The sequence below is a fragment of the Streptomyces sp. NPDC048278 genome (assembly GCF_040652195.1).
Classification (GTDB): domain Bacteria; phylum Actinomycetota; class Actinomycetes; order Streptomycetales; family Streptomycetaceae; genus Streptomyces.
This window is the reverse complement of record NZ_JBEZLP010000027.1, coordinates 1-18,212: the sequence shown is the minus strand read 5'-3', so window position 1 is coordinate 18,212 and position 18,212 is coordinate 1. Positions and strand designations below refer to the sequence as shown.

Here is an 18,212-nt window from a genome sequence, read left to right as displayed (position 1 = left end):
TTTGACTGAGCGCTGGAGCAACCATAGGCGCAGGGCCTCACGCCACTTGACCCGGAGTGGGGAACCTGCGGGCACGGGCGTTCGATCTTGCCGCGGGAAGCGTCAAGAAAGCGTCAAGAGTTAGGTAAGGTAATGAAGTACTTGGGTGCTGAGTGCCGCACCCTCGGTCCTGTGTACGTGAGCTTCCGCGTCGCCCGCGCGCGAGCCAAGGAAGGGAACCGCCGCTGACTGTCCACCACCTCAACCAGCTTCTGCTCGTCTGCTCCCTGGTCCTGCTGGTCGCCGTCGCGGCCGTCCGGATCTCCTCGCGCAGCGGGCTCCCCAGCCTGCTCGTGTACCTGGGGATCGGCGTCCTCATGGGCCAGGACGGCATCGGGAACATCCACTTCAGCAACGCCGAGCTGACCCAGGTCATCGGGTACGCGGCCCTGGTCGTGATCCTGGCCGAGGGCGGCCTCGGCACGAAGTGGAAGGAGGTCGAACCCGTCCTGGCGTCGGCCTCCGTGCTGGCCCTGGTCGGGGTCGGCGTGAGTGTCGGCGTCACCGCCGCGGGCGCGCACTATCTCGTCGGGCTGGAATGGCGGCAGGCGCTCATCATCGGGGCGGTGGTGTCCTCGACGGACGCGGCGGCGGTGTTCTCGGTGCTGCGGCGGATTCCGCTGCCCGCGCGCGTGACGGGCACGCTGGAGGCGGAGTCCGGCTTCAACGACGCCCCGGTGGTCATCCTGGTCGTCGCCTTCTCCACCTCGGGACCGGTCGAGCACTGGTACGTGCTGCTGGGCGAGATAGCCATGGAACTGGCCATCGGCGCGGCCATCGGGCTCGCGGTCGGCTGGCTCGGCGCCTGGGGGCTGCGGCACGTCGCGCTGCCCGCCTCCGGCCTCTACCCGATCGCCGTGATGGCCATCGCGGTCACGGCCTACGCCGGCGGCGCGCTGGCCCACGGCAGCGGCTTCCTCGCGGTCTACCTGGCCTCCATGGTGCTCGGCAACGCCAGGCTGCCGCACTGGCCGGCCACCCGCGGTTTCGCCGAGGGGCTCGGCTGGATCGCCCAGATCGGCATGTTCGTGCTGCTCGGCCTGCTGGTCACCCCGCACGAACTCGGCGACGACTTCCTGCCCGCACTGATCATCGGACTGGTGCTCACCATGGTGGCGCGGCCCCTGAGCGTCATCCTCAGCCTCGCGCCCTTCCGGGTGCCCTGGGGGGAGCAGACCCTGATGTCCTGGGCCGGGCTGCGCGGCGCCGTGCCCATCATCCTGGCGACGATCCCCATGGTGAACGGCGTCGACACCAGTCACCGCATCTTCAACATCGTCTTCGTCCTGGTCGTCGTCTACACCCTCGTCCAGGGACCGACCCTGCCCTGGCTGGCCCGCAAGCTGCGGCTCGGCGAGGGCTCCGAGGCCGCCGACCTCGGCATCGAGTCCGCGCCCCTGGAGCGGCTGCGCGGGCACCTGCTGTCCGTGTCGATCCCCGAGGGCTCCCGGATGCACGGCGTGGAGATCAACGAGCTGCGGCTGCCCGCCGGCGCAGCCGTCACCCTGGTCGTCCGCGAAGGAAAATCGTTTGTCCCGCTGCCCGCGACGGTGCTGCGGCGCGGGGACGAACTCCTCGTGGTCGCCACCGACCCGGTGCGGGACGCCGCGGAACAGCGGCTGCGCGCGGTCGGCGCCGGGGGCAAGCTGGCCGGCTGGCTGGGCACGAACGGAACGGCGGGCGTGCGTTAAGGGCATGTTTCGGGTACTTCACACCTCAGGCAATCCCAGGTGAACGAGGGTCACGGTGCCCGTTTTCACAGGTGTACCGTGCCCTCCCCCCTGTACGATGAAAGCACCTGATCGAACCAACTCTGCCTGACGCAGAGCTGGCGCGACCGTATGGCGGCCGGATCGCTCCTCCCAGTGGACACCGGTATCTACCGCAGTTCCGCGCAAGAGGACAGCTCTCGGCACCGCCCCCTCATCCGGAGGGGCCGCGCTACCAGGCGGCAGAAAGGCACGGGCCGTGGCATCCACGGTCACCACCGAGCCGTCGGAGAACCCGGCGGCGCCGTCCCGCCCGGGATACGGACAGCTGCTGCGCACCCGCGGCGCCTGGACGTTCCTGCTCCCCGGTTTCGCGGCGCGCCAGCCGTTCGCGATGCTCACCATCTCCATCGTGCTGCTCGTGCAGCACACCACCGGCTCGTACGGCGCCGCGGGCGCCGCCGCGGCCGTCACCGGCGTCTCCATGGCCCTGTTCGCGCCCTACAGCGGCCGGCTGGCCGACCGGCACGGACAGCGCGCGGTGCTGGTCCCCGGCGTCCTCGTGCACACACTGTCGGGCCTCACCCTGACGGCGCTCGCGCTGGCGCACGCGCCCCTGTGGGCACTGTTCGCGGCGGCCGTGCCGACCGGCGCCTCGGTGCCGCAGATCGGCCCCATGGTGCGCGCCCGCTGGGGCGTGCGGCTCCAGGACTCCCCTCTGATGTCCACCGCGGCGGCCTTCGAGTCCGTCACCGACGAGCTCACCTTCGTGTTCGGCCCGCTGCTCGCGACCGCCCTGTGCACCACCGTGAACCCGGCCGCCGGCCTGGTCACGGAGGCCGCGCTCACCCTGGCCGGCGGCCTGCTGTTCGCCGCCAGCAAGAGCACCCAGCCGCAGGTGACCGGCGCCGGCCACGCGCGCGTGCGGCACGCCTCCGCGCTCCGCGTCCCGGGCGTGCGCGTGCTGGTCGTCGCCTTCCTGGGCATCGGCTCCGTCTTCGGCGGCATGCAGGTCTCCCTCGCCGCGTTCACCGAGTCGATCGGCGAGCCCGGCCTGAACGGCGTCCTGTACGGCACCTTCGCCGCGGGGAACATGCTCTCCGGCATCGTCTGCGGCGCGCTCGCCTGGAAGGCCGCCCCGCACCGGCGCCTGGTCGTCGGCTACGCGGCGCTCGCGCTGACCGCGTCGGCGCTGTGGACCTCCCACTCGGTGCTCGTCCTGGCCGGCCTCGGCCTGCTGGTCGGCATGTGCATCGCGCCCGCCCTGATCACCGGCTACACGCTGGTCGAGAGCCTGGTCCCGGCCGGCGCCCGCACGGAGGCGTTCACCTGGCTGACCGGCGCGGTGGCGCTCGGCCAGGCCGCCGCGGTCACGGTCGCCGGACAGCTGGAGGACCGCCTGTGGGGCGGCGCCGGGTTCCTGGTGCCGATGGCGGGTACCCTGCTCGCCCTGGTGACCCTGCTGGCGCTGCGTTCGCGGCTCGTCACCCGGCCCCGGAACCGTACGGTCGCACGTGGCGTCGGTCACCGCGTACCGCTGACGGTGGACTGATCCCCGGGAATACGTCACTATGGACCGTCGTTAGCACTCACTGAGTGAGAGTGCCAGGAGGAAGACAGTGCCGACCTACCAGTACCAGTGCACCGAGTGCGGCGAGGGCCTCGAGGCGGTGCAGAAGTTCACCGACGACGCCCTGACCGAGTGCCCCAACTGCGGTGGCCGCCTGAAGAAGGTGTTCTCCGCAGTCGGCATTGTCTTCAAGGGCTCTGGCTTCTACCGCAACGACAGCCGCGGCTCCTCGTCGAGCAGCAGCCCCGCGTCGAAGCCGGGCTCGACCTCGTCGAGCACGTCGTCGGAGACGAAGTCGTCCGACTCGAAGGCTTCCGACTCGAAGTCGTCGTCCTCGACGTCTTCCTCGTCGGGCTCGGCCAGCAGCTCCGCCGCCTGATACCTCACCTCTCGGACCCCGCCGTCGGTCGACAGCGGGGTCCGAGGCGTTCCCGGACCCCGGCACCACCTGCCCGGGCGGCCGGTTCGGGCGGGCGGCTAATGTGCTGGGCATGGTGAACGCAGAGATCGGCGTAATCGGCGGTTCCGGCTTCTACTCGTTCCTCGAGGACGTGACCGAGATCCAGGTCGACACGCCCTACGGGCCGCCCAGCGACTCCCTCTTCCTCGGCGAGATCGCCGGCCGCCGGGTCGCCTTCCTGCCCCGCCACGGCCGCGGCCACCATCTGCCGCCGCACCGGATCAACTACCGCGCCAACCTCTGGGCGCTGCGCTCCGTCGGCGTGCGCCAGGTGCTCGGCCCGTGCGCGGTGGGCGGTCTGCGCCCCGAGTACGGCCCGGGCACGCTGCTCGTGCCGGACCAGCTGGTCGACCGCACGAAGTCCCGGGCTCAGTCGTACTTCGACGGGCTTCCGCTGCCCGACGGCGCGGTGCCGAACGTGGTGCACGTCTCGCTGGCCGACCCCTACTGCCCCACCGGACGGGCGGCGGCGCTGAAGGCGGCGCGCGGCCGGGACTGGGAGCCGGTGGACGGGGGCACGCTGGTGGTGGTCGAGGGGCCGCGCTTCTCGACCCGCGCCGAATCGATCTGGCACCAGGCGCAGGGCTGGTCGGTGGTGGGCATGACCGGTCACCCCGAGGCGGCGCTCGCCCGTGAGCTGGAGCTCTGCTACACGTCGTTGACGCTGGTCACGGACCTGGACGCGGGCGCCGAGACCGGTGAGGGCGTCTCGCACGACGAGGTGCTGCAGGTGTTCGCGGCCAACGTGGACCGGCTCCGGGGCGTGCTGTTCGACGCGGTGGCGGCCCTGCCGGAGAGCTCGGCCCGGGACTGCCTGTGCACGAGCGCGCTCGGCGGCATGGACCCGGGCTTCGAACTGCCGTGACGCGGGCCGTGACGCGAGCCGTGACGCGGGGGTTTCCCGCAGGGCCGGCGCGAGCGGAACTCCTCGTTCGGGTGGCTGAGTTGTCCACAACCGGGCGGTAGCCCACCGGCTCCGGCGGGTTTCGGCGCGAGACCTCATCGTGGTCTCGCAAGCCGATTCCTCGTCGCAGGTGGTGATCCCCGTGTCCGTTCCCCCCTCCCTGTCCCCCGCTCTGCCTCCCGCCCTGCCTCCTTCCTTTCCCCCTCCCCTCCGCGCCCCGCGCCCGCTGGGCACGGACGCCCCCGCCACCTGCGAGGTCCCGCACTTCGAACCGGTGCGGGTACGCGGCGCGGGGTATCGGCTGGACCGGCTGCTGCGGCACCGCGGGCGGGCCCTCGCGGCCGGCCTCGCGGTCACGGCGGCGGCGCTCGTCGCGGCGGGACCGCGTACCGCCCTCGACCCCCTGCGGGCCGGGCCGCCCCGGGGACACCCGGCCGTCGCCCAGCCCACCCAGCCGGTACGACGGCACGCCCCGCCCGTGGACATGGTGACGGCACCGGTGCGCATCGCCGACGCGGCCACCGTCCGGCTGCTGCGCCCCGGCGACCGGGTGGACGTCATCGCCGCCGGGGACCCCGCGGCCGGCGGGGCGGCCCGGGTGATCGCGCGCGGGGTACGGGTGACCGGGCTGCCGGAGCCGGTCGACGCCGCTGCGGAGAGCGGGGCGCTGGTCGTGCTCTCGGTCCCGCGGACCACCGCGGCACAACTGGTCGGCGCGAGCGCCACGACGCGGCTGGCGGTGACCCTGTGTTGAACAGCCTGGGGCGATTTCCGGGACGCTCTGTGTCAAGTCGCCCGTTCGAGCTGCGAGATTGGGCGCAATGGCCGCACGGTGCCGTAGGTTGCGGATCGCTTTGTTCCACACCCTGTGCATGTGAGGAGAGTCCCCGAGGTGAGCGCGAAGAAGGAACCGAGCGTCTGGCAGGGCTTCAAGGCCTTCCTGATGCGCGGAAACGTCGTCGATCTGGCAGTCGCGGTGGTCATCGGCGCCGCCTTCACGAACATCGTCAACTCGGTGGTGAAGGGGCTCATCAACCCGCTGGTCGGCGCGATCGGCACGCAGAATCTCGACAGCTACAGCACGTGCATCAAGGAACCGTGCAAGCTGAACGCGGACGGCACCGTGCAGAGCGGTGTCCAGATCATGTGGGGCTCGGTGCTGGGCGCCGCGCTCTCCTTCGTGATCACCGCGGCGGTCGTGTACTTCCTGATGGTCCTGCCGATGGCGAAGTACCTGGCCCGGGTGGAGGCCCGCAGGAAGGCGAAGGAGGGCACGCACGAGGTGGTCGAGCTGACCGAGCTGGAGGTGCTGAAGGAGATCCGCGACGCGCTGGTCGCCCAGCGCGGAAACGGCCACAACCAGCGTTAGCGGCGCTGCCGCGGAGCCTGCGGGCCCTCGCGCGGGCGGCTCAGAGGTGGTGGGGCGGCTTCTCGTCGAGGAAGCGCTTGAGGTCGGCCGCGGAGTCGCCCTCCGGGCGGTCGCCCCAGCCGCGGTCCGTGTCGTCCGCCGACTGCCGGTCGAGGGGGTCGTCGAAGATCAGCGCGGGCTTCGGGTCGCGCGGCGCGGAGTCGGAGTCGGGGGCGGTGGTCATGCCTCAAGACTACGGCGCCCACGCCTCGGGTCCGGCGGTGGCTCCGTTCGCAAGCCGGGGCGCTTTTCTGCTCTGCTGGACGCATGACGTCGAGTTCTCCGCAGGCTCCCGCCCCACAGCACGCACCCCAGCCCCTCAGGCCGCTGCGCCGCCTGACCGCACGCGGGCGCGAGGAGTCCCACCGGGTCTCCTCGCCGCTCGAGCTCTTCTTCGACCTGTGCTTCGTGGTGGCCATCGCGCAGGCGGGCGTGGAGCTGGTGCACGCCGTTGCCGCGGGCCACGCGGGCGAGGGCGTCCTGAACTACGCGATGGTGTTCTTCGCGATCTGGTGGGCCTGGATGAACTTCACCTGGTTCGCTTCGGCCTACGACAACGACGACGCCCTCTACCGGGTCGTCACCCTGATCCAGATCGCGGGCGTGCTGGTGCTGGCGGCCGGTGTCTCGCGGGCCTTCGCGGACCACGACTTCGCACTGGTCCTGATCGGCTACGTGATCATGCGGCTGGCGCTGGCCTCACAGTGGCTGCGGGCCGCGCGGGAGGCCACGGGGGCGGAGCGGACCATGGCGCTCCGGTACGCGGGCGGGGTGCTCCTGTGCCAGGTCGGCTGGATCGGTCTCGTGGTGCTGCCGGCGCACGCACGCCCCTGGGTGTTCCTGGTGATGGCGATCGCCGAGCTGTGCGTGCCCCTGTACGCCGAGAAGGACCACAGCACCTCCTGGCACCCGCACCACATCGCCGAGCGGTTCGGGCTGTTCACGATCATCGTGCTCGGCGAGACGATCGCGGCGGCGACGGTCGCCGTGAAGTCGGCCGTGGCCGAGCACGACGCGCTGGGCGAGCTGCTGCCCATCGCGGCGGGTGGCCTGCTGATCGTCTTCTCGGCGTGGTGGATCTACTTCGTGGTGCCGATCCACGGCCATCTGCGCTCCAACAGGCAGTCCTTCCTGTGGGGTTACGGCCACTACCTGATCTTCGCGTCGGCGGCCTCGATCGGCGCGGGCATCGAGGTGGCCGTCGAGGAGGCGGTCGGCAAGGCACACATCTCCACGACGGCCGCCTCGGCGGCGGTGACCGTGCCGACCGCGGTGTACCTGCTGACCGTGTGGGCGCTGCACTCGCGGTACTTCAAGGTGGGTCTCGCCCAGCAGCTGGTGCTGCCGGTGACGGCGCTGCTGGTGGTCTGCTGCACGTTCCTGGGCGACTGGGCGGTGCCGGCGGCGGGCCTGGTGTCGGCGCTGGCGGTGGCGACCGGGACGACGCTGACGGCACGCGCGGCCGGCCACGAGCGCCCCGCGGAGACGACCACGGCCGCCCTGTGACCGCCCCGGCCGCCCCTTGACCGGCCCGGGACCGGCCCGGGACCGCGCCGGGCTGGGCCAGACTGGCCGTCATGACAGTTGACGCACTGACGGACGTGGCCGGGCTGCGGGTGGGGCACGCCACCCGCACCGGCGAGGGATGGCTCACCGGTACGACGGTCGTCCTCGCCCCCGAGGGCGGCGCGGTGGCCGCCGTGGACGTGCGGGGCGGGGGCCCGGGCACCAAGGAGACGGACGCCCTCGACCCGCGCAACCTGGTGCAGCGGGTGGAGGCGATCGTGCTCACGGGCGGCAGCGCGTACGGGCTCGACGCGGCGTCCGGAGTGATGGCCTGGCTGGAGGAGCGGGGGCGCGGGGTGCGGGTGGGGCCGGATCCGGCGCACGTGGTGCCGGTGGTGCCCGCGGCCTGCGTCTTCGACCTGGGGCGGGGCGGGGACTTCCGGGCCCGGCCGGACGCGGCTACGGGGCGGGCCGCGGTGGAGGCCGCCGCGGCGAGCGAGCCGGGCGCACCGGTGCCGGAAGGGTGCGTGGGCGCCGGTACGGGCGCCGTGGCCGGGGCGGTGAAGGGCGGGGTGGGCAGCGCGAGCACCGTGCTGGAGTCCGGGATCACGGTGGCCGCGCTGGTGGTGGCCAACGCGGCGGGCGCGGTCCTCGATCCGGAAACGGGGGTGTTGTACGGGGAGTTGTTCGAGGGGCGCGTGGCGTATCCCGAGGAGCGGGTGCACGAGGCCGCGCGCCTGAGGCTCGCCGAGACCGCCGCCCGGAACGGGCTGCCGCCGCTCAACACGACGCTGGCCGTGGTCGCGACCGATGCCGGGCTCTCCAAGGCGCAGGCGCAGAAGCTGGCCGGGACGGCGCACGACGGGATCGCGCGCGCCGTGCGGCCGGTGCACCTGCTGCACGACGGGGACACGGTGTTCGCGCTGGCGACGGGCGCGCGACCGCTCGACGCGGGCCCGCTCGCGCTCAACGAGATCCTCGCGGCCGGCGCGGACCTGGTGACCCGCGCGATCGTACGGGCCGTGCGGGCCGCCGGACCGGTCGACGGACCGGGCGGGGCGTGGCCGTCGTACCGGGAGCTGTACGGGGAGCCGGCCGGCGAGTCGTCCGGGAAGCCGTCCGGGGAGCCGTCCGGGGAGCCGTCGCGCGAGCGATGACGGCGGCGGGGGCGGAGACGGGAGCGGGGGCGGAGACGGGAGCGGAGACGAGGGGGCCGCCCGGATCCTTTCGCCTGGCTGTCGATTGTCCCGGTTCTGTCACGTGCTGATCCCCAGGGCCCACGGCGGGAACCTCCACCCGGGCCGGTGCCCTCTTTCTCCACGCACTGGAACGGATCACGCACATCACAAGAACTGGAGCAGCCCGTGACAACGCCGGACATTGCAGCGCGGCGGGGACTGGTGGCCTGTGCCGCCCTCGTGGTCGGCGCACTCGCCCTCACCGCCTGCGGTGGCAACGCCAACGCCAACGACAAGACCGACGGCGCCAAGGGCGGGCAGCAGGACACCGCCGCCAGGACGTCGACGGCGAAGATCGTGATCTCGGCGAAGGACGGTTCTACCGGCGCGTCCATCAACACGACCGGCGTGCAGGTCAGCGACGGGAAGCTGACCGACGTCAAGATGACCGTGGCGGGGTCGGGGCAAGCCGTGGACGGCACCCTCTCGGCGGACGGCGGCACCTGGAAGCCGAAGGAGCAGCTGGAGCGCGGCACGAAGTACGAGATATCGGCGACCGCCAAGGACTCCAAGGGGCTCACGGCGGCGGCCAACTCCATCTTCACCACCGTCAACTCGGCCAACAGCTACATCGGCACGTACACGCCGGACGACGGGACGACGGTCGGCGTGGGGATGCCGGTGTCGTTCAACTTCGACAAGGTCATCACCGACAAGAAGGCCGTGCAGTCGCACATCACGGTCACGTCCAGCAGCGGCCAGCAGGTGGTGGGCCACTGGTTCGGGGCGCAGCGCCTGGACTTCCGGCCGCAGGACTACTGGAAGGCCGGCTCCAAGGTCACCATGAAGATCGACCTGGACGGCGTCGAGGGCGCGAACGGCGTCTACGGGGTGCAGAAGAAGACGGTGTCGTTCACCGTCGGCCGTTCGCAGGTCTCCACGGTGGACGCGAACACGCAGACCATGACCGTGATGCGGGACGGCAAGCTCCTCAGGTCGGTGCCGGTGTCCACGGGCAGCCCGGAGCACACGACGTACAACGGGCAGATGGTGATCTCCGAGAAGTTCACCCAGACCCGGATGAACAGCCAGACGGTCGGTCTGGGTGGGGAGTACGACATCCCGGACGTGCCGCACGCGATGCGGCTGACGACGTCGGGGACGTTCATCCACGGCAACTACTGGTACAACAGGTCCAACCCGCCGTTCGGGCAGCAGGGCACCAGCCACGGCTGCGTGGGCATGGCGGACGTGCAGGGGGCGCAGGGCGACACGACGGCCAAGTGGTTCTACGACAACTCGCTCGTCGGGGACGTCGTGATCGTGAAGAACTCCCCCGACAAGACCGTGCAGCCGGACAACGGGCTCAACGGGTGGAACCTGTCGTGGAGCGAGTGGACCGCGGGAAGTGCCGTCTGACCGGCACCTTTTGACTGATCGTCGGGCCGTGCGGGAACTTTTCGCGCGGCCCGCGCGTTTTCCCGGCGTACGTTTTCTCGGTTCCCGGACATGATGTCCGACCGAGGGGCTACGGTATGCACCCACAAGGTGACATGCAGCAACGCCGGGAGAAACCTTGAGCGTTCCGTACGAGACGGCAGCGTACGAACCAGCCGAGTCGCCCGAGTCTCCGGAGGAGCACCTCGCGCGACTCCTCGGCCGTGCCCTGAACTCCTTCGAGCTGCCGGACGAGGCCATAAGGCAGCTGGACTGCGCGCTGGCGCACGACAGTTCGCTGCACTCGGCGCACCACAGCGCGGGGCTGCACCGGGAGACGTACCGGCACACCTGGCTACTGGCCGACGGCTCGGCGGTCACGCTGTGGGAGCTGGTGCACAACACCGTGCCGGGCAGCGACCCGCAGCACGAGGTGTACGTCGACGAGGAGGAGCTGCGGGCCGCGACCGCGCGGCTGCCGCTGCCGCCGGACGCCCCGGACTTCGAGCTGCCGGTGCTGGTGACGCTGGCGCCGGTCCCGGAGCCCCGGCACGTGTACGTGCCGGACGACTCGGCGGACCACGCGCGCCGGCTGCTGCGCCGGGCGGAGAACGCCGACCGGCCGGGCGCGGAGACGGCCGAGGCGCTGTCGGCGGCGTTCGCCCATCAGATCACCCAGGCGTTCGGACGGCCGGGGCGGACGGGCCGGCCGGGGCTGACCTTCTCGCTCTACGAGCACGCGTTCCTGCTGCGGGACGGCCAGGAGCTGTCCCTGTGGGAGGTCGAGCACACGGCGACACCGGACGGCCGGCACATGTGCGAGGTGTACCCGTCGGAGGACGCGGCCAGGGACGCGATGGAGCGGCGGGCGACGCGGCGGAGGTAGCCCGCCGTCCCCTGCCGGGAGGGTCAGCGACCGCCCAGGCGTCGTACCAGGCCCGCGAAGGCGTCCTGTTCGGCGGGGGTCAGTTCGACGGTCTCGCGTGACGGGGCGGGCTTGAGCTGGTGCGGGAAGGCGGGGAGGGCGCGCGCGGCGTGCCAGGCGAGGGCCTCGCGCCGGTTGCGGCGCAGCAGGCGCGTCACGACGGCCGCCCAGGCGACGGTGGCCAGGGTGAGCGCGGTCATGCCGATCAGCTGGAGGGTCGAGGCGTGCGCGGGCATACGCCCAGTACACACCACGGTCCGGGACTTTGGTCCCGGACCGTGACGTATCTCGCAGGTGCCGTGAACAACTCACAGCGAATCAAAGGGACAAGACGGCGACGCGGTGCGGGGCTCAGGCCGCGACCGGCTGCCTGTCCTCCTTCGCGGTGGCGGCCGTCCCGGCGGCGGAGCCGCCCGCCGAGGCCTGCTGAGCCTGCTTGCGCAGGCCCTTGAGGACGACGACCAGGGCCGTGGTGACACAGACACCAGCGGCGATGGCGATCAGGTAGAGGAACGGGTTGCCGATCAGCGGGACCACGAAGATGCCGCCGTGCGGGGCGCGCAGGGTGGCGCCGAAGGCCATCGACAGGGCACCGGTGATCGCGCCGCCCACCATCGAGGACGGGATGACGCGCAGCGGGTCGGCCGCCGCGAACGGGATCGCGCCCTCGGAGATGAAGGAGGCGCCCAGCACCCAGGCGGCCTTGCCGTTCTCGCGCTCGGTCTCGGTGAAGAGCTTGCCGCGCACGGTGGTGGCCAGGGCCATCGCCAGCGGCGGGACCATGCCGGCCGCCATGACCGCCGCCATGATCTTCATCGCGGAGTCACTGGGGTTGGAGACCGCGATACCGGCGGTGGCGAAGGTGTACGCGACCTTGTTGACGGGACCGCCGAGGTCGAAGCACATCATCAGGCCGAGCAGGGCGCCGAGCAGGATGGCGTTGGAGCCGGTCAGGCCGTTCAGCCAGTCCGTGAGGCCCTTCTGGGCGGAGGCGATGGGTTTGCCGATGACGACGAGCATCAGGAAGCCGACGACCGCCGAGGAGACCAGCGGGATCACCACCACCGGCATGATGCCGCGCACAGCCGCCGGGATCCTGACCTTCTGGATGCCCATGACCACGGCACCGGCGATGAGACCGGCCACGAGACCGCCGAGGAAGCCCGCGTTGATGTCGAGGGCGATCGCGCCGCCGACGAAGCCGGGGACCAGACCGGGGCGGTCGGCCATGCCGTACGCGATGTAGCCGGCCAGGACCGGGACGAGGAACTTGAAGGCCACGCCGCCGACCTGGAAGAACAGCGCGCCCCAGCTGTCGGCCTGCGTCCACATGAAGTGGTCCATCACCGACGGCGCCTTGTCGACCTGCCAGCCGCCGATCGCGAAGCCGATGGCAAGCAGCAGACCGCCGGCCGCGACGAACGGGACCATGTAGCTCACGCCGGACATCAGCCACTTGCGCAGCTTGGTGCCGTAGCCCTCGCCGGCCTCGCCCGAGCGCTCCACCGGGGTGGCCGGTGCGGAGCCGGAGGTGACCTCGCCGCGGGCCGCCTTCGTGCGCACCTCGCCGATCAGCTCGGCGGGACGGTTGATGCCCGCCTTCACACCGACGTCGACGGTCGGCTTGCCGGCGAAGCGGTCCTTGTCGCGGACGGGCACGTCGTGCGCGAAGATCACGCCGTCCGCCGCCGCGATGACCTCGGGGTCGAGCCGGGTGAAGCCGGCCGAGCCCTGCGTCTCGACGACGAGTTCGACGCCCGCCTCGCGGCCTGCGTTCTCCAGGGACTCGGCCGCCATGTAGGTGTGGGCGATGCCGGTGGGGCAGGAGGTGACGGCGACGATGCGGAACGGGCGCTCGCCGGCCTCCGGGCCCGCGCCCTCGGTGGCCGCTGCCGCGTCCTGGGTGGCCGCTGCGGTGCCGGCGGAGGCCGCCGCCGGCGCCGCAGCGGTGTTCTGGGAGCCGCCCTCGGCGCTCGCGGTCGCCGCCGCGCCCTGCGCGGTCGCCGGCGTCTCGTCGCCGCGGATCAGCGCCGCCGCGGTCGCCGCGTCGCCGACCGCCCGCAGCGCGTCCGTGAACTCGCTGTTCATCAGCTGGCGGGCCAGCGCGGAGAGGATCGTGAGGTGGGCGTCGTCGGCGCCGGCGGGGGCCGCGATCAGGAAGATCAGGTCGGCCGGGCCATCCGGGGCGCCGAAGTCGACGCCCTCGGCGCTGCGCCCGAAGGCGAGCGTCGGCTCGGTGACGTGGGCGCTGCGGCAGTGCGGGATGCCGATGCCGCCGTCGAGGCCGGTCGGCATCTGGGCCTCGCGGGCGGCCACGTCGGCGAGGAAGCCCTCCAGGTCGGTCACCCGGCCCAGGGCCACCATGCGCTCGGCGAGGGCGCGGGCCGCCGCTTCCTTCGTATCGGCGGACAGGTCGAGATCGACCAGGTCCGCGGTGATCATGTCGCTCATCGCGGGCTCCTATGCACGCGTATCGCCCGGGGTGTGGGGTGGGCGGGTTCTTCGGGGACGGGGGTGCCGTGGGGGGCGGGGTGGGAGGCGGGGCAGGGGAAGCCCCGCCTCCCGGGGTCGGCGGGGCGGCTCAGGGTGCCCCGACGGCCCGTCGGCGCGGCGAGTAACGAGACCCCTCGCCGCTCCTGGGCCGGTTGTCGCCGGGCCGCGCCGGGGAGGAGCGCGGCGGGGTGAGCGGTCGTACCGGTCTGGGTCTTCATGACACCGGCTCCGTCAGTTCGCGGTCGACGGGGACGACGTCGGTGACGGTGACCGCCGTCGGGTCCAGGTCGGCCGGGGTGGGCATCACGCTGCCGGGCAGCTGGACGGCGGCGGCGCCGTGCGCGACGGCGGAGGCGAGGGCCTTCGGGCCGCTGCCGCCCGCGATGAGGAAACCGGCGAGGGAGGAGTCGCCTGCGCCGACGTTGCTGCGGACGGTGTGCACGCGGGCGCTCGCGAACCAGGCGCCCTCGTCCTCCACGAGCAGCTGGCCGTCGGCGCCCAGGCTGGCGAGGACGGCACGGGCGCCCATGCCGCGCAGCTCCTCGGCCGCCTTCAGCGCGTCGCCCACGGTGGCCAGGGGGCGCCCGACCGCTTCCGCGAGCTCCTCGGCGTTCGGCTTCACCACGTCGGGCCGCGCGCGCAGCGCTTCGAGCAGCGCGCGCCCCGAGGTGTCCAGCGCGATGCGCGCGCCTCCGGCGTGCGCCCGGGCGACGACGTCGGCGTACCAGGAGGGCGCGAGCCCGCGCGGCAGGCTGCCGCAGCAGGCGATCCAGTCGGCGTCGCGGGACTGCTCGCGCACGGTGTCCAGGAGCAGTTCCTGCTCCTCGGCCGAGAGTTCGGGGCCCGGCGCGTTGATCTTGGTGAGCACCCCGTCGGACTCGGCGAGGGCGATGTTGGAGCGGGTGGCCCCGGCGACCGGGACCGGCGCGACCTCGATGCCCTGGGCGTCGAGCAGGTCGGCGACGAGCGCGCCCGGTGCTCCGCCCAGGGGCAGCACGGCGACCGTGCGGCGGCCGGCGGCGGCGACCGCGCGGGAGACGTTGACGCCCTTGCCGCCCGGGTCCATGCGCTCGCCGGAGGCACGGATGACCTCGCCGCGCTCCAGGGCGGGGACCTCGTAGGTCCGGTCGAGGGAGGGGTTGGGGGTGACGGTGAGGATCATGCCGGTACCGATCGTGGTGCTCGTGGTGCTCGTGGTGCTCATGCTCGTACTACTTCCGTGCCGCCGCGCTCGATGGCGGCGGCGTCCTCGGGGCTCAGCCCGCTGTCGGTGATCAGCAGGTCCACGTCGCCCATGTCGCCGAAGCGGGCGAAGTGCTCCTGGCCGTGCTTGGCGGAGTCGGCGAGCAGGACCACCCGGCGGGCCGCGGCGACGGCCGCCCGCTTGACCGCGGCCTCGGCGAGGTCGGGGGTGGTCAGGCCCTGGTCGGCGGAGAAGCCGTTGGCGGCGACGAAGAGGACGTCGGCCCGGATCTCGCCGTACGCGCGCAGCGCCCAGGCATCCACGGCGGCGCGTGTACGGTGCCGTACCCGCCCCCCGACCAGGTGCAGCTGGATGCCGGGGTGGTCGGCGAGGCGGGCGGCGATCGGGAGGCTGTGGGTGACGACGGTGAGGGACGCCTCCAGCGGGATGGCCGCGGCGAGGCGGGCGACCGTCGAACCGGCGTCGAGGATCAGGGTGCCCTCGGTCGGCAGTTCGGAGACGGCGGCCTTGGCGATGCGGTCCTTCTCGTCGGCCGAGGTGGACTCGCGTTCGGCGAGGTCCGGCTCGAAGTCGAGCCGCCCGGCCGGGATGGCACCGCCGTGCACCCGGCGGACGAGACCGGCACGGTCGAGGGCCTTCAGGTCGCGGCGGATCGTCTCCTGCGTGACCTGGAACTCCTCGGCGAGCGACACGACGTCCACCCGGCCGCCGTCACGGGCGAGCCGGAGGATCTCCTGCTGCCGCTCCGGTGCGTACATGCCCTGCGCCTCCACTCAAACGTACGTCCGACCATGTCCGATCACGTCTGACTTATGCCCGAACTTGTGGTTTCGAGGGGAGGCTACGCCCGCATTTCCAGAAAGTAAACAGGTTCGGGCATGAGGCAGACACATACGGGCGCAGGAGGCCGGATCAGCTGTGCCGCCGAGCCGTGATCCTCTGCTCGGCGGTGATGACGGCGCGGGCCAGTTCACCCCGTGCAGCCTCCTGCCGCATGGCGCCGACGAGCTGGGCGCGGCGCTCCGCGACGGTGACCCGCGCGGCCGGGCCCGGCTCGGGCAGCGCGGTCGCGACGTAGGCGTCGACCCGTTCGACGACCGCCGTCAGTTCGGGGCGCAGGGGCCCCGTGTGGTCGGCGATCCCCCTGATCATGTTGCCGGTCCGGGAGATCTCCTCGAAGTCGTCGGCGCGGCAGGGCTTCAGGGCGAGGCCGCACTGGGCCCGGTAGAGGTCGGCGAGCCACTCGGCCGGCCGGTCGAGTTCGGTGTTGGCCTCGTCCCGCGCGCGGACCTTCCGCATCCAGGCGAAGACCTGCCTGTGGTGCAGGAGGGTGTACGTGGCGAGGACTCCCGTGACGAGAGCGGAGACGGCGGTGAGGACGAGAGTGCCGGCACTGGTGCCGATCGCCAGCGTGGTGGTGCTGGTCATCATGCGGTGATCCGTTCGGGGGCGGAGCGTGAGCGGCGGAGGCCGGCGTGCCGGGCGGGGGTACCGGCACGCCGGGGCGGGATCAACGCCGGGTGGCGAGGTGGCGCAGCGCGTCGATGTCGTGGACGACGAACTGGCGGTACCGCGCCTCGACGATCCCGTGGTAGCGCAGGGTCCGGATCGCGTTCTCCGTGGTGGAGGTGGCGAGCTGGAGGGCGGCGGCGATGTCCTTCTGGCTCGGGCCGCTGATGGTGGTGCAGTCCGTCCGGGGGCCCGCGACACCCACGGTGTCGGCGAGGTGCGCCAGCAGTCCGCTGACGCGCTCCAGGGGCGGCCTGGTGGTCATGGCGTAGACGAGTTCGTCGCCGCGGCTGCGGTCCTCCAGGCTGCGCAGGAGGGCGAGCTGCATCTCGGGCCGGCGGCGCAGCAGGATGTTGAAGTGGCGGGCGCCGCAGGGGATGACCACGGTCCTGGTCAGGCAGGTGGTGAGGACGCTGGAGCGGGGGGCGATGAGCTTGGCCTCGCCGACCAGCTGGCCGCCGCCCCGGAACCGCGTCACGCTCGGGAGGTGCTCCCCCGGGCCCAGCGGGAAGCGGTCCTGCCGTACGACGCCTTCCCAGATGATGTACACGTTCCGGTCGTCCGGTCCCATCCGCAGGTGCTCGTCCCGGGCGAGGTCGAGGCTGCGCAGCTTCGCCTCCAGCAGGACCTGCCACTCCTCGGCGGGCAGCCGCTGCAGGAAGCTGCCCTCGGGCTTCTCCTCGGGCCCGAGGAGCAGGTCGATCGACCGGGCGGTGTCGGCGGTCGAAGGCACGGTCACTCCCCCGCGACGGCGACGGCGACGGCGGCAGCAGCAGCAGTAGCGACAGCGGCAGCGGCAGCGGCAGCAGCGACAGCGGGCGCGGCAGCGCGGGTGCCGGCGTGGGTACTTCGGCGCGTGCGGGCGCGGGTTCCCCGAGGCACATGGAGGTGACGGCACGTCACGGGGCGGTGGCCGCGGGGGCCGTGGCGCGACGGCGGGAGGACGCCGTCGTCGTTGACGGTACGCACTGGTTCTGATCCTTTTCCTGTCGGTGCTCTGAAACCCGCTGGCCAGCGGGTTTCCGGTGGTGGGTCCGGAGGTACGACAGCGCCCGGGTGGTGAGGCCGGGCGGGTTGAGACAGATGAGCGAGATAAACCGTACCGCTCGCCAGGAGCGAAGAGCCAGTTGTGTTTCGCGGGGTGCCGCGAGGAATAGTGATCATGCCGGGAACCCCCCGGTTCCGGGGCTTTGTTACAGAGGATCGCGTGCGGCCCGAACGGCAGATCCGCTTCGTTTCGGCGTAATTCCGGGGCCGGTTATCCTGGTTATCCGCGCCCCCCGCGGAGGCCTGCCGGAGTTCTTCCCGGTGAGCGACATATGACGCCCACTCATACCGCAGGCAAAAACGAGAGGCCCCGGGGCACCACCCCCAGGACCTCCCGGAAAGGGTCCGGACCCACCAGGGATCAGACCGGTGCCCAGTAAACACCACGGACGGCCATTAGGTCACTCCCCGCCGGTCGACAAGGAGTCCTCACCAGTCGACTTGTCGAGCGAAATCCCCGGGAACGGGGATTCTCACGGACAGTACCCCGCCCCCCACACGCCGTCGGCGCACCTCACCCGGCCGCACTTTTTGCCCTCTTTGTACGCGCGAAGCCGCGAGGGGCCCGACCGGCGCCCGAACATGACAGCGTTATCAAGTGATTGCCATCGATCAAGAGCAAACAGATCCGGCCAGCCGCCCCGCACCCGGCCGGCGCACCGACCGCCCCGAGGCGAGCGCGGAGAAATCCGTCCGACGGGCCGCCGCCACCCCCGAATTCACCGGCCAAGGGCCCGGCAATTCCTTTCCGAAAGGCAATCCACGCCGACCGGAAATGCGGTGTGTGACGGTGGCGCGTGGATTCCCGTGCGGGAATCCACGC

Annotated in this window: 18 protein-coding genes; 11 read left to right on the top strand and 7 right to left on the bottom strand. The window is 72.2% G+C overall.

The window, feature by feature from the left end:
- The first annotated feature begins 152 nt into the window (after positions 1–152).
- The 6 genes from AB0D74_RS35445 to mscL all read left to right on the top strand — a co-directional run bounded on the left by AB0D74_RS35445 (position 153) and on the right by mscL (position 6,051).
- Complete coding sequence (locus tag AB0D74_RS35445; RefSeq protein ID WP_362596074.1) at positions 153–1,730, top strand: potassium/proton antiporter; 1,578 nt, start codon at positions 153–155, stop codon at positions 1,728–1,730.
- Between the two features lie 277 nt (positions 1,731–2,007).
- Complete coding sequence (locus AB0D74_RS35440; protein WP_362596072.1) at positions 2,008–3,300, top strand: MFS transporter; 1,293 nt, start codon at positions 2,008–2,010, stop codon at positions 3,298–3,300.
- Positions 3,301–3,367: 67 nt separating this feature from the next.
- Positions 3,368–3,697 (top strand): FmdB family zinc ribbon protein, encoded by a 330-nt coding sequence (locus AB0D74_RS35435; RefSeq protein WP_362596070.1) that lies wholly within the window; start codon positions 3,368–3,370, stop codon positions 3,695–3,697.
- Between the two features lie 112 nt (positions 3,698–3,809).
- Positions 3,810–4,643, top strand: coding sequence for an S-methyl-5'-thioadenosine phosphorylase (locus tag AB0D74_RS35430; protein WP_362596068.1), 834 nt, complete (start codon positions 3,810–3,812; stop codon positions 4,641–4,643).
- Positions 4,644–4,866: 223 nt separating this feature from the next.
- Positions 4,867–5,436: a hypothetical protein gene (locus AB0D74_RS35425; RefSeq protein ID WP_362596283.1), complete on the top strand. Its 570-nt coding sequence runs from the start codon at positions 4,867–4,869 to the stop codon at positions 5,434–5,436.
- Positions 5,437–5,574: 138 nt separating this feature from the next.
- Positions 5,575–6,051, top strand: a complete 477-nt coding sequence (gene mscL, locus AB0D74_RS35420; RefSeq protein WP_362596066.1) for a large conductance mechanosensitive channel protein MscL — start codon at positions 5,575–5,577, stop codon at positions 6,049–6,051.
- A 40-nt stretch (positions 6,052–6,091) separates the two neighbouring features.
- Here the strand turns inward: mscL and AB0D74_RS35415 are convergent, their stop codons facing one another.
- A complete protein-coding gene (locus tag AB0D74_RS35415) occupies positions 6,092–6,274 on the bottom strand; it encodes a hypothetical protein (protein WP_362596064.1) in 183 nt (60 codons plus the stop codon).
- Between the two features lie 83 nt (positions 6,275–6,357).
- On the opposite strand from AB0D74_RS35415, the gene AB0D74_RS35410 reads away from it, so the two are divergent.
- From AB0D74_RS35410 to AB0D74_RS35395, 4 genes are all read left to right on the top strand, one after another.
- Positions 6,358–7,596 carry a low temperature requirement protein A gene (locus tag AB0D74_RS35410; protein WP_362596062.1) on the top strand — a complete coding sequence of 413 codons (1,239 nt, stop codon included), beginning with the start codon at positions 6,358–6,360 and terminating at the stop codon, positions 7,594–7,596.
- A gap of 71 nt (positions 7,597–7,667) precedes the next feature.
- On the top strand, positions 7,668–8,753 hold the full coding sequence (locus AB0D74_RS35405; RefSeq protein WP_362596060.1) for a P1 family peptidase: 1,086 nt from the start codon (positions 7,668–7,670) through the stop codon (positions 8,751–8,753).
- Between the two features lie 207 nt (positions 8,754–8,960).
- Positions 8,961–10,193, top strand: coding sequence for an Ig-like domain-containing protein (locus tag AB0D74_RS35400; RefSeq protein WP_362596058.1), 1,233 nt, complete (start codon positions 8,961–8,963; stop codon positions 10,191–10,193).
- A 157-nt stretch (positions 10,194–10,350) separates the two neighbouring features.
- Positions 10,351–11,097, top strand: a complete 747-nt coding sequence (locus tag AB0D74_RS35395) for a DUF6227 family protein (protein ID WP_362596056.1) — start codon at positions 10,351–10,353, stop codon at positions 11,095–11,097.
- Between the two features lie 23 nt (positions 11,098–11,120).
- Here AB0D74_RS35395 and AB0D74_RS35390 read toward each other — a convergent pair whose 3' ends face one another.
- The 6 genes from AB0D74_RS35390 to AB0D74_RS35365 form a co-directional block, all read right to left on the bottom strand.
- Positions 11,121–11,372 carry a hypothetical protein gene (locus AB0D74_RS35390; RefSeq protein ID WP_362596054.1) on the bottom strand — a complete coding sequence of 84 codons (252 nt, stop codon included), beginning with the start codon at positions 11,370–11,372 and terminating at the stop codon, positions 11,121–11,123.
- Positions 11,373–11,487: 115 nt separating this feature from the next.
- Positions 11,488–13,587, bottom strand: coding sequence for a fructose-specific PTS transporter subunit EIIC (locus AB0D74_RS35385; protein ID WP_362596052.1), 2,100 nt, complete (start codon positions 13,585–13,587; stop codon positions 11,488–11,490).
- A 256-nt stretch (positions 13,588–13,843) separates the two neighbouring features.
- Entirely contained in the window at positions 13,844–14,791 is a 948-nt protein-coding gene (gene pfkB / locus AB0D74_RS35380) for a 1-phosphofructokinase (RefSeq protein ID WP_362596281.1), read from the bottom strand.
- A 38-nt stretch (positions 14,792–14,829) separates the two neighbouring features.
- Positions 14,830–15,591: a DeoR/GlpR family DNA-binding transcription regulator gene (locus tag AB0D74_RS35375; RefSeq protein WP_362596050.1), complete on the bottom strand. Its 762-nt coding sequence runs from the start codon at positions 15,589–15,591 to the stop codon at positions 14,830–14,832.
- Between the two features lie 154 nt (positions 15,592–15,745).
- Positions 15,746–16,264, bottom strand: a complete 519-nt coding sequence (locus AB0D74_RS35370) for a hypothetical protein (RefSeq protein WP_362596048.1) — start codon at positions 16,262–16,264, stop codon at positions 15,746–15,748.
- A 79-nt stretch (positions 16,265–16,343) separates the two neighbouring features.
- A complete protein-coding gene (locus AB0D74_RS35365; protein ID WP_362596046.1) occupies positions 16,344–17,075 on the bottom strand; it encodes a helix-turn-helix domain-containing protein in 732 nt (243 codons plus the stop codon).
- A gap of 912 nt (positions 17,076–17,987) precedes the next feature.
- Between AB0D74_RS35365 and AB0D74_RS35360 the strand changes: the two genes are divergently transcribed.
- Positions 17,988–18,212 (top strand): hypothetical protein (locus tag AB0D74_RS35360; protein ID WP_362596044.1); only part of this gene is annotated, 225 nt, incomplete at its 3' end.

What these genes read in the sequence shown, in the direction of transcription:
- AB0D74_RS35430 (WP_362596068.1), top strand. Translation starts at nt 3,810, where the DNA reads ATGGTGAACGCAGAGATCGGCGTAATCGGCGGTTCCGGCTTCTACTCG.
- AB0D74_RS35370 (WP_362596048.1), bottom strand. Translation starts at nt 16,264, where the DNA reads ATGATGACCAGCACCACCACGCTGGCGATCGGCACCAGTGCCGGCACT.
- AB0D74_RS35405 (WP_362596060.1), top strand. Translation starts at nt 7,668, where the DNA reads ATGACAGTTGACGCACTGACGGACGTGGCCGGGCTGCGGGTGGGGCAC.
- AB0D74_RS35385 (WP_362596052.1), bottom strand. Translation starts at nt 13,587, where the DNA reads ATGAGCGACATGATCACCGCGGACCTGGTCGATCTCGACCTGTCCGCC.
- AB0D74_RS35415 (WP_362596064.1), bottom strand. Translation starts at nt 6,274, where the DNA reads ATGACCACCGCCCCCGACTCCGACTCCGCGCCGCGCGACCCGAAGCCC.
- pfkB (WP_362596281.1), bottom strand. Translation starts at nt 14,791, where the DNA reads ATGATCCTCACCGTCACCCCCAACCCCTCCCTCGACCGGACCTACGAG.
- AB0D74_RS35375 (WP_362596050.1), bottom strand. Translation starts at nt 15,591, where the DNA reads ATGTACGCACCGGAGCGGCAGCAGGAGATCCTCCGGCTCGCCCGTGAC.
- AB0D74_RS35390 (WP_362596054.1), bottom strand. Translation starts at nt 11,372, where the DNA reads ATGCCCGCGCACGCCTCGACCCTCCAGCTGATCGGCATGACCGCGCTC.
- AB0D74_RS35410 (WP_362596062.1), top strand. Translation starts at nt 6,358, where the DNA reads ATGACGTCGAGTTCTCCGCAGGCTCCCGCCCCACAGCACGCACCCCAG.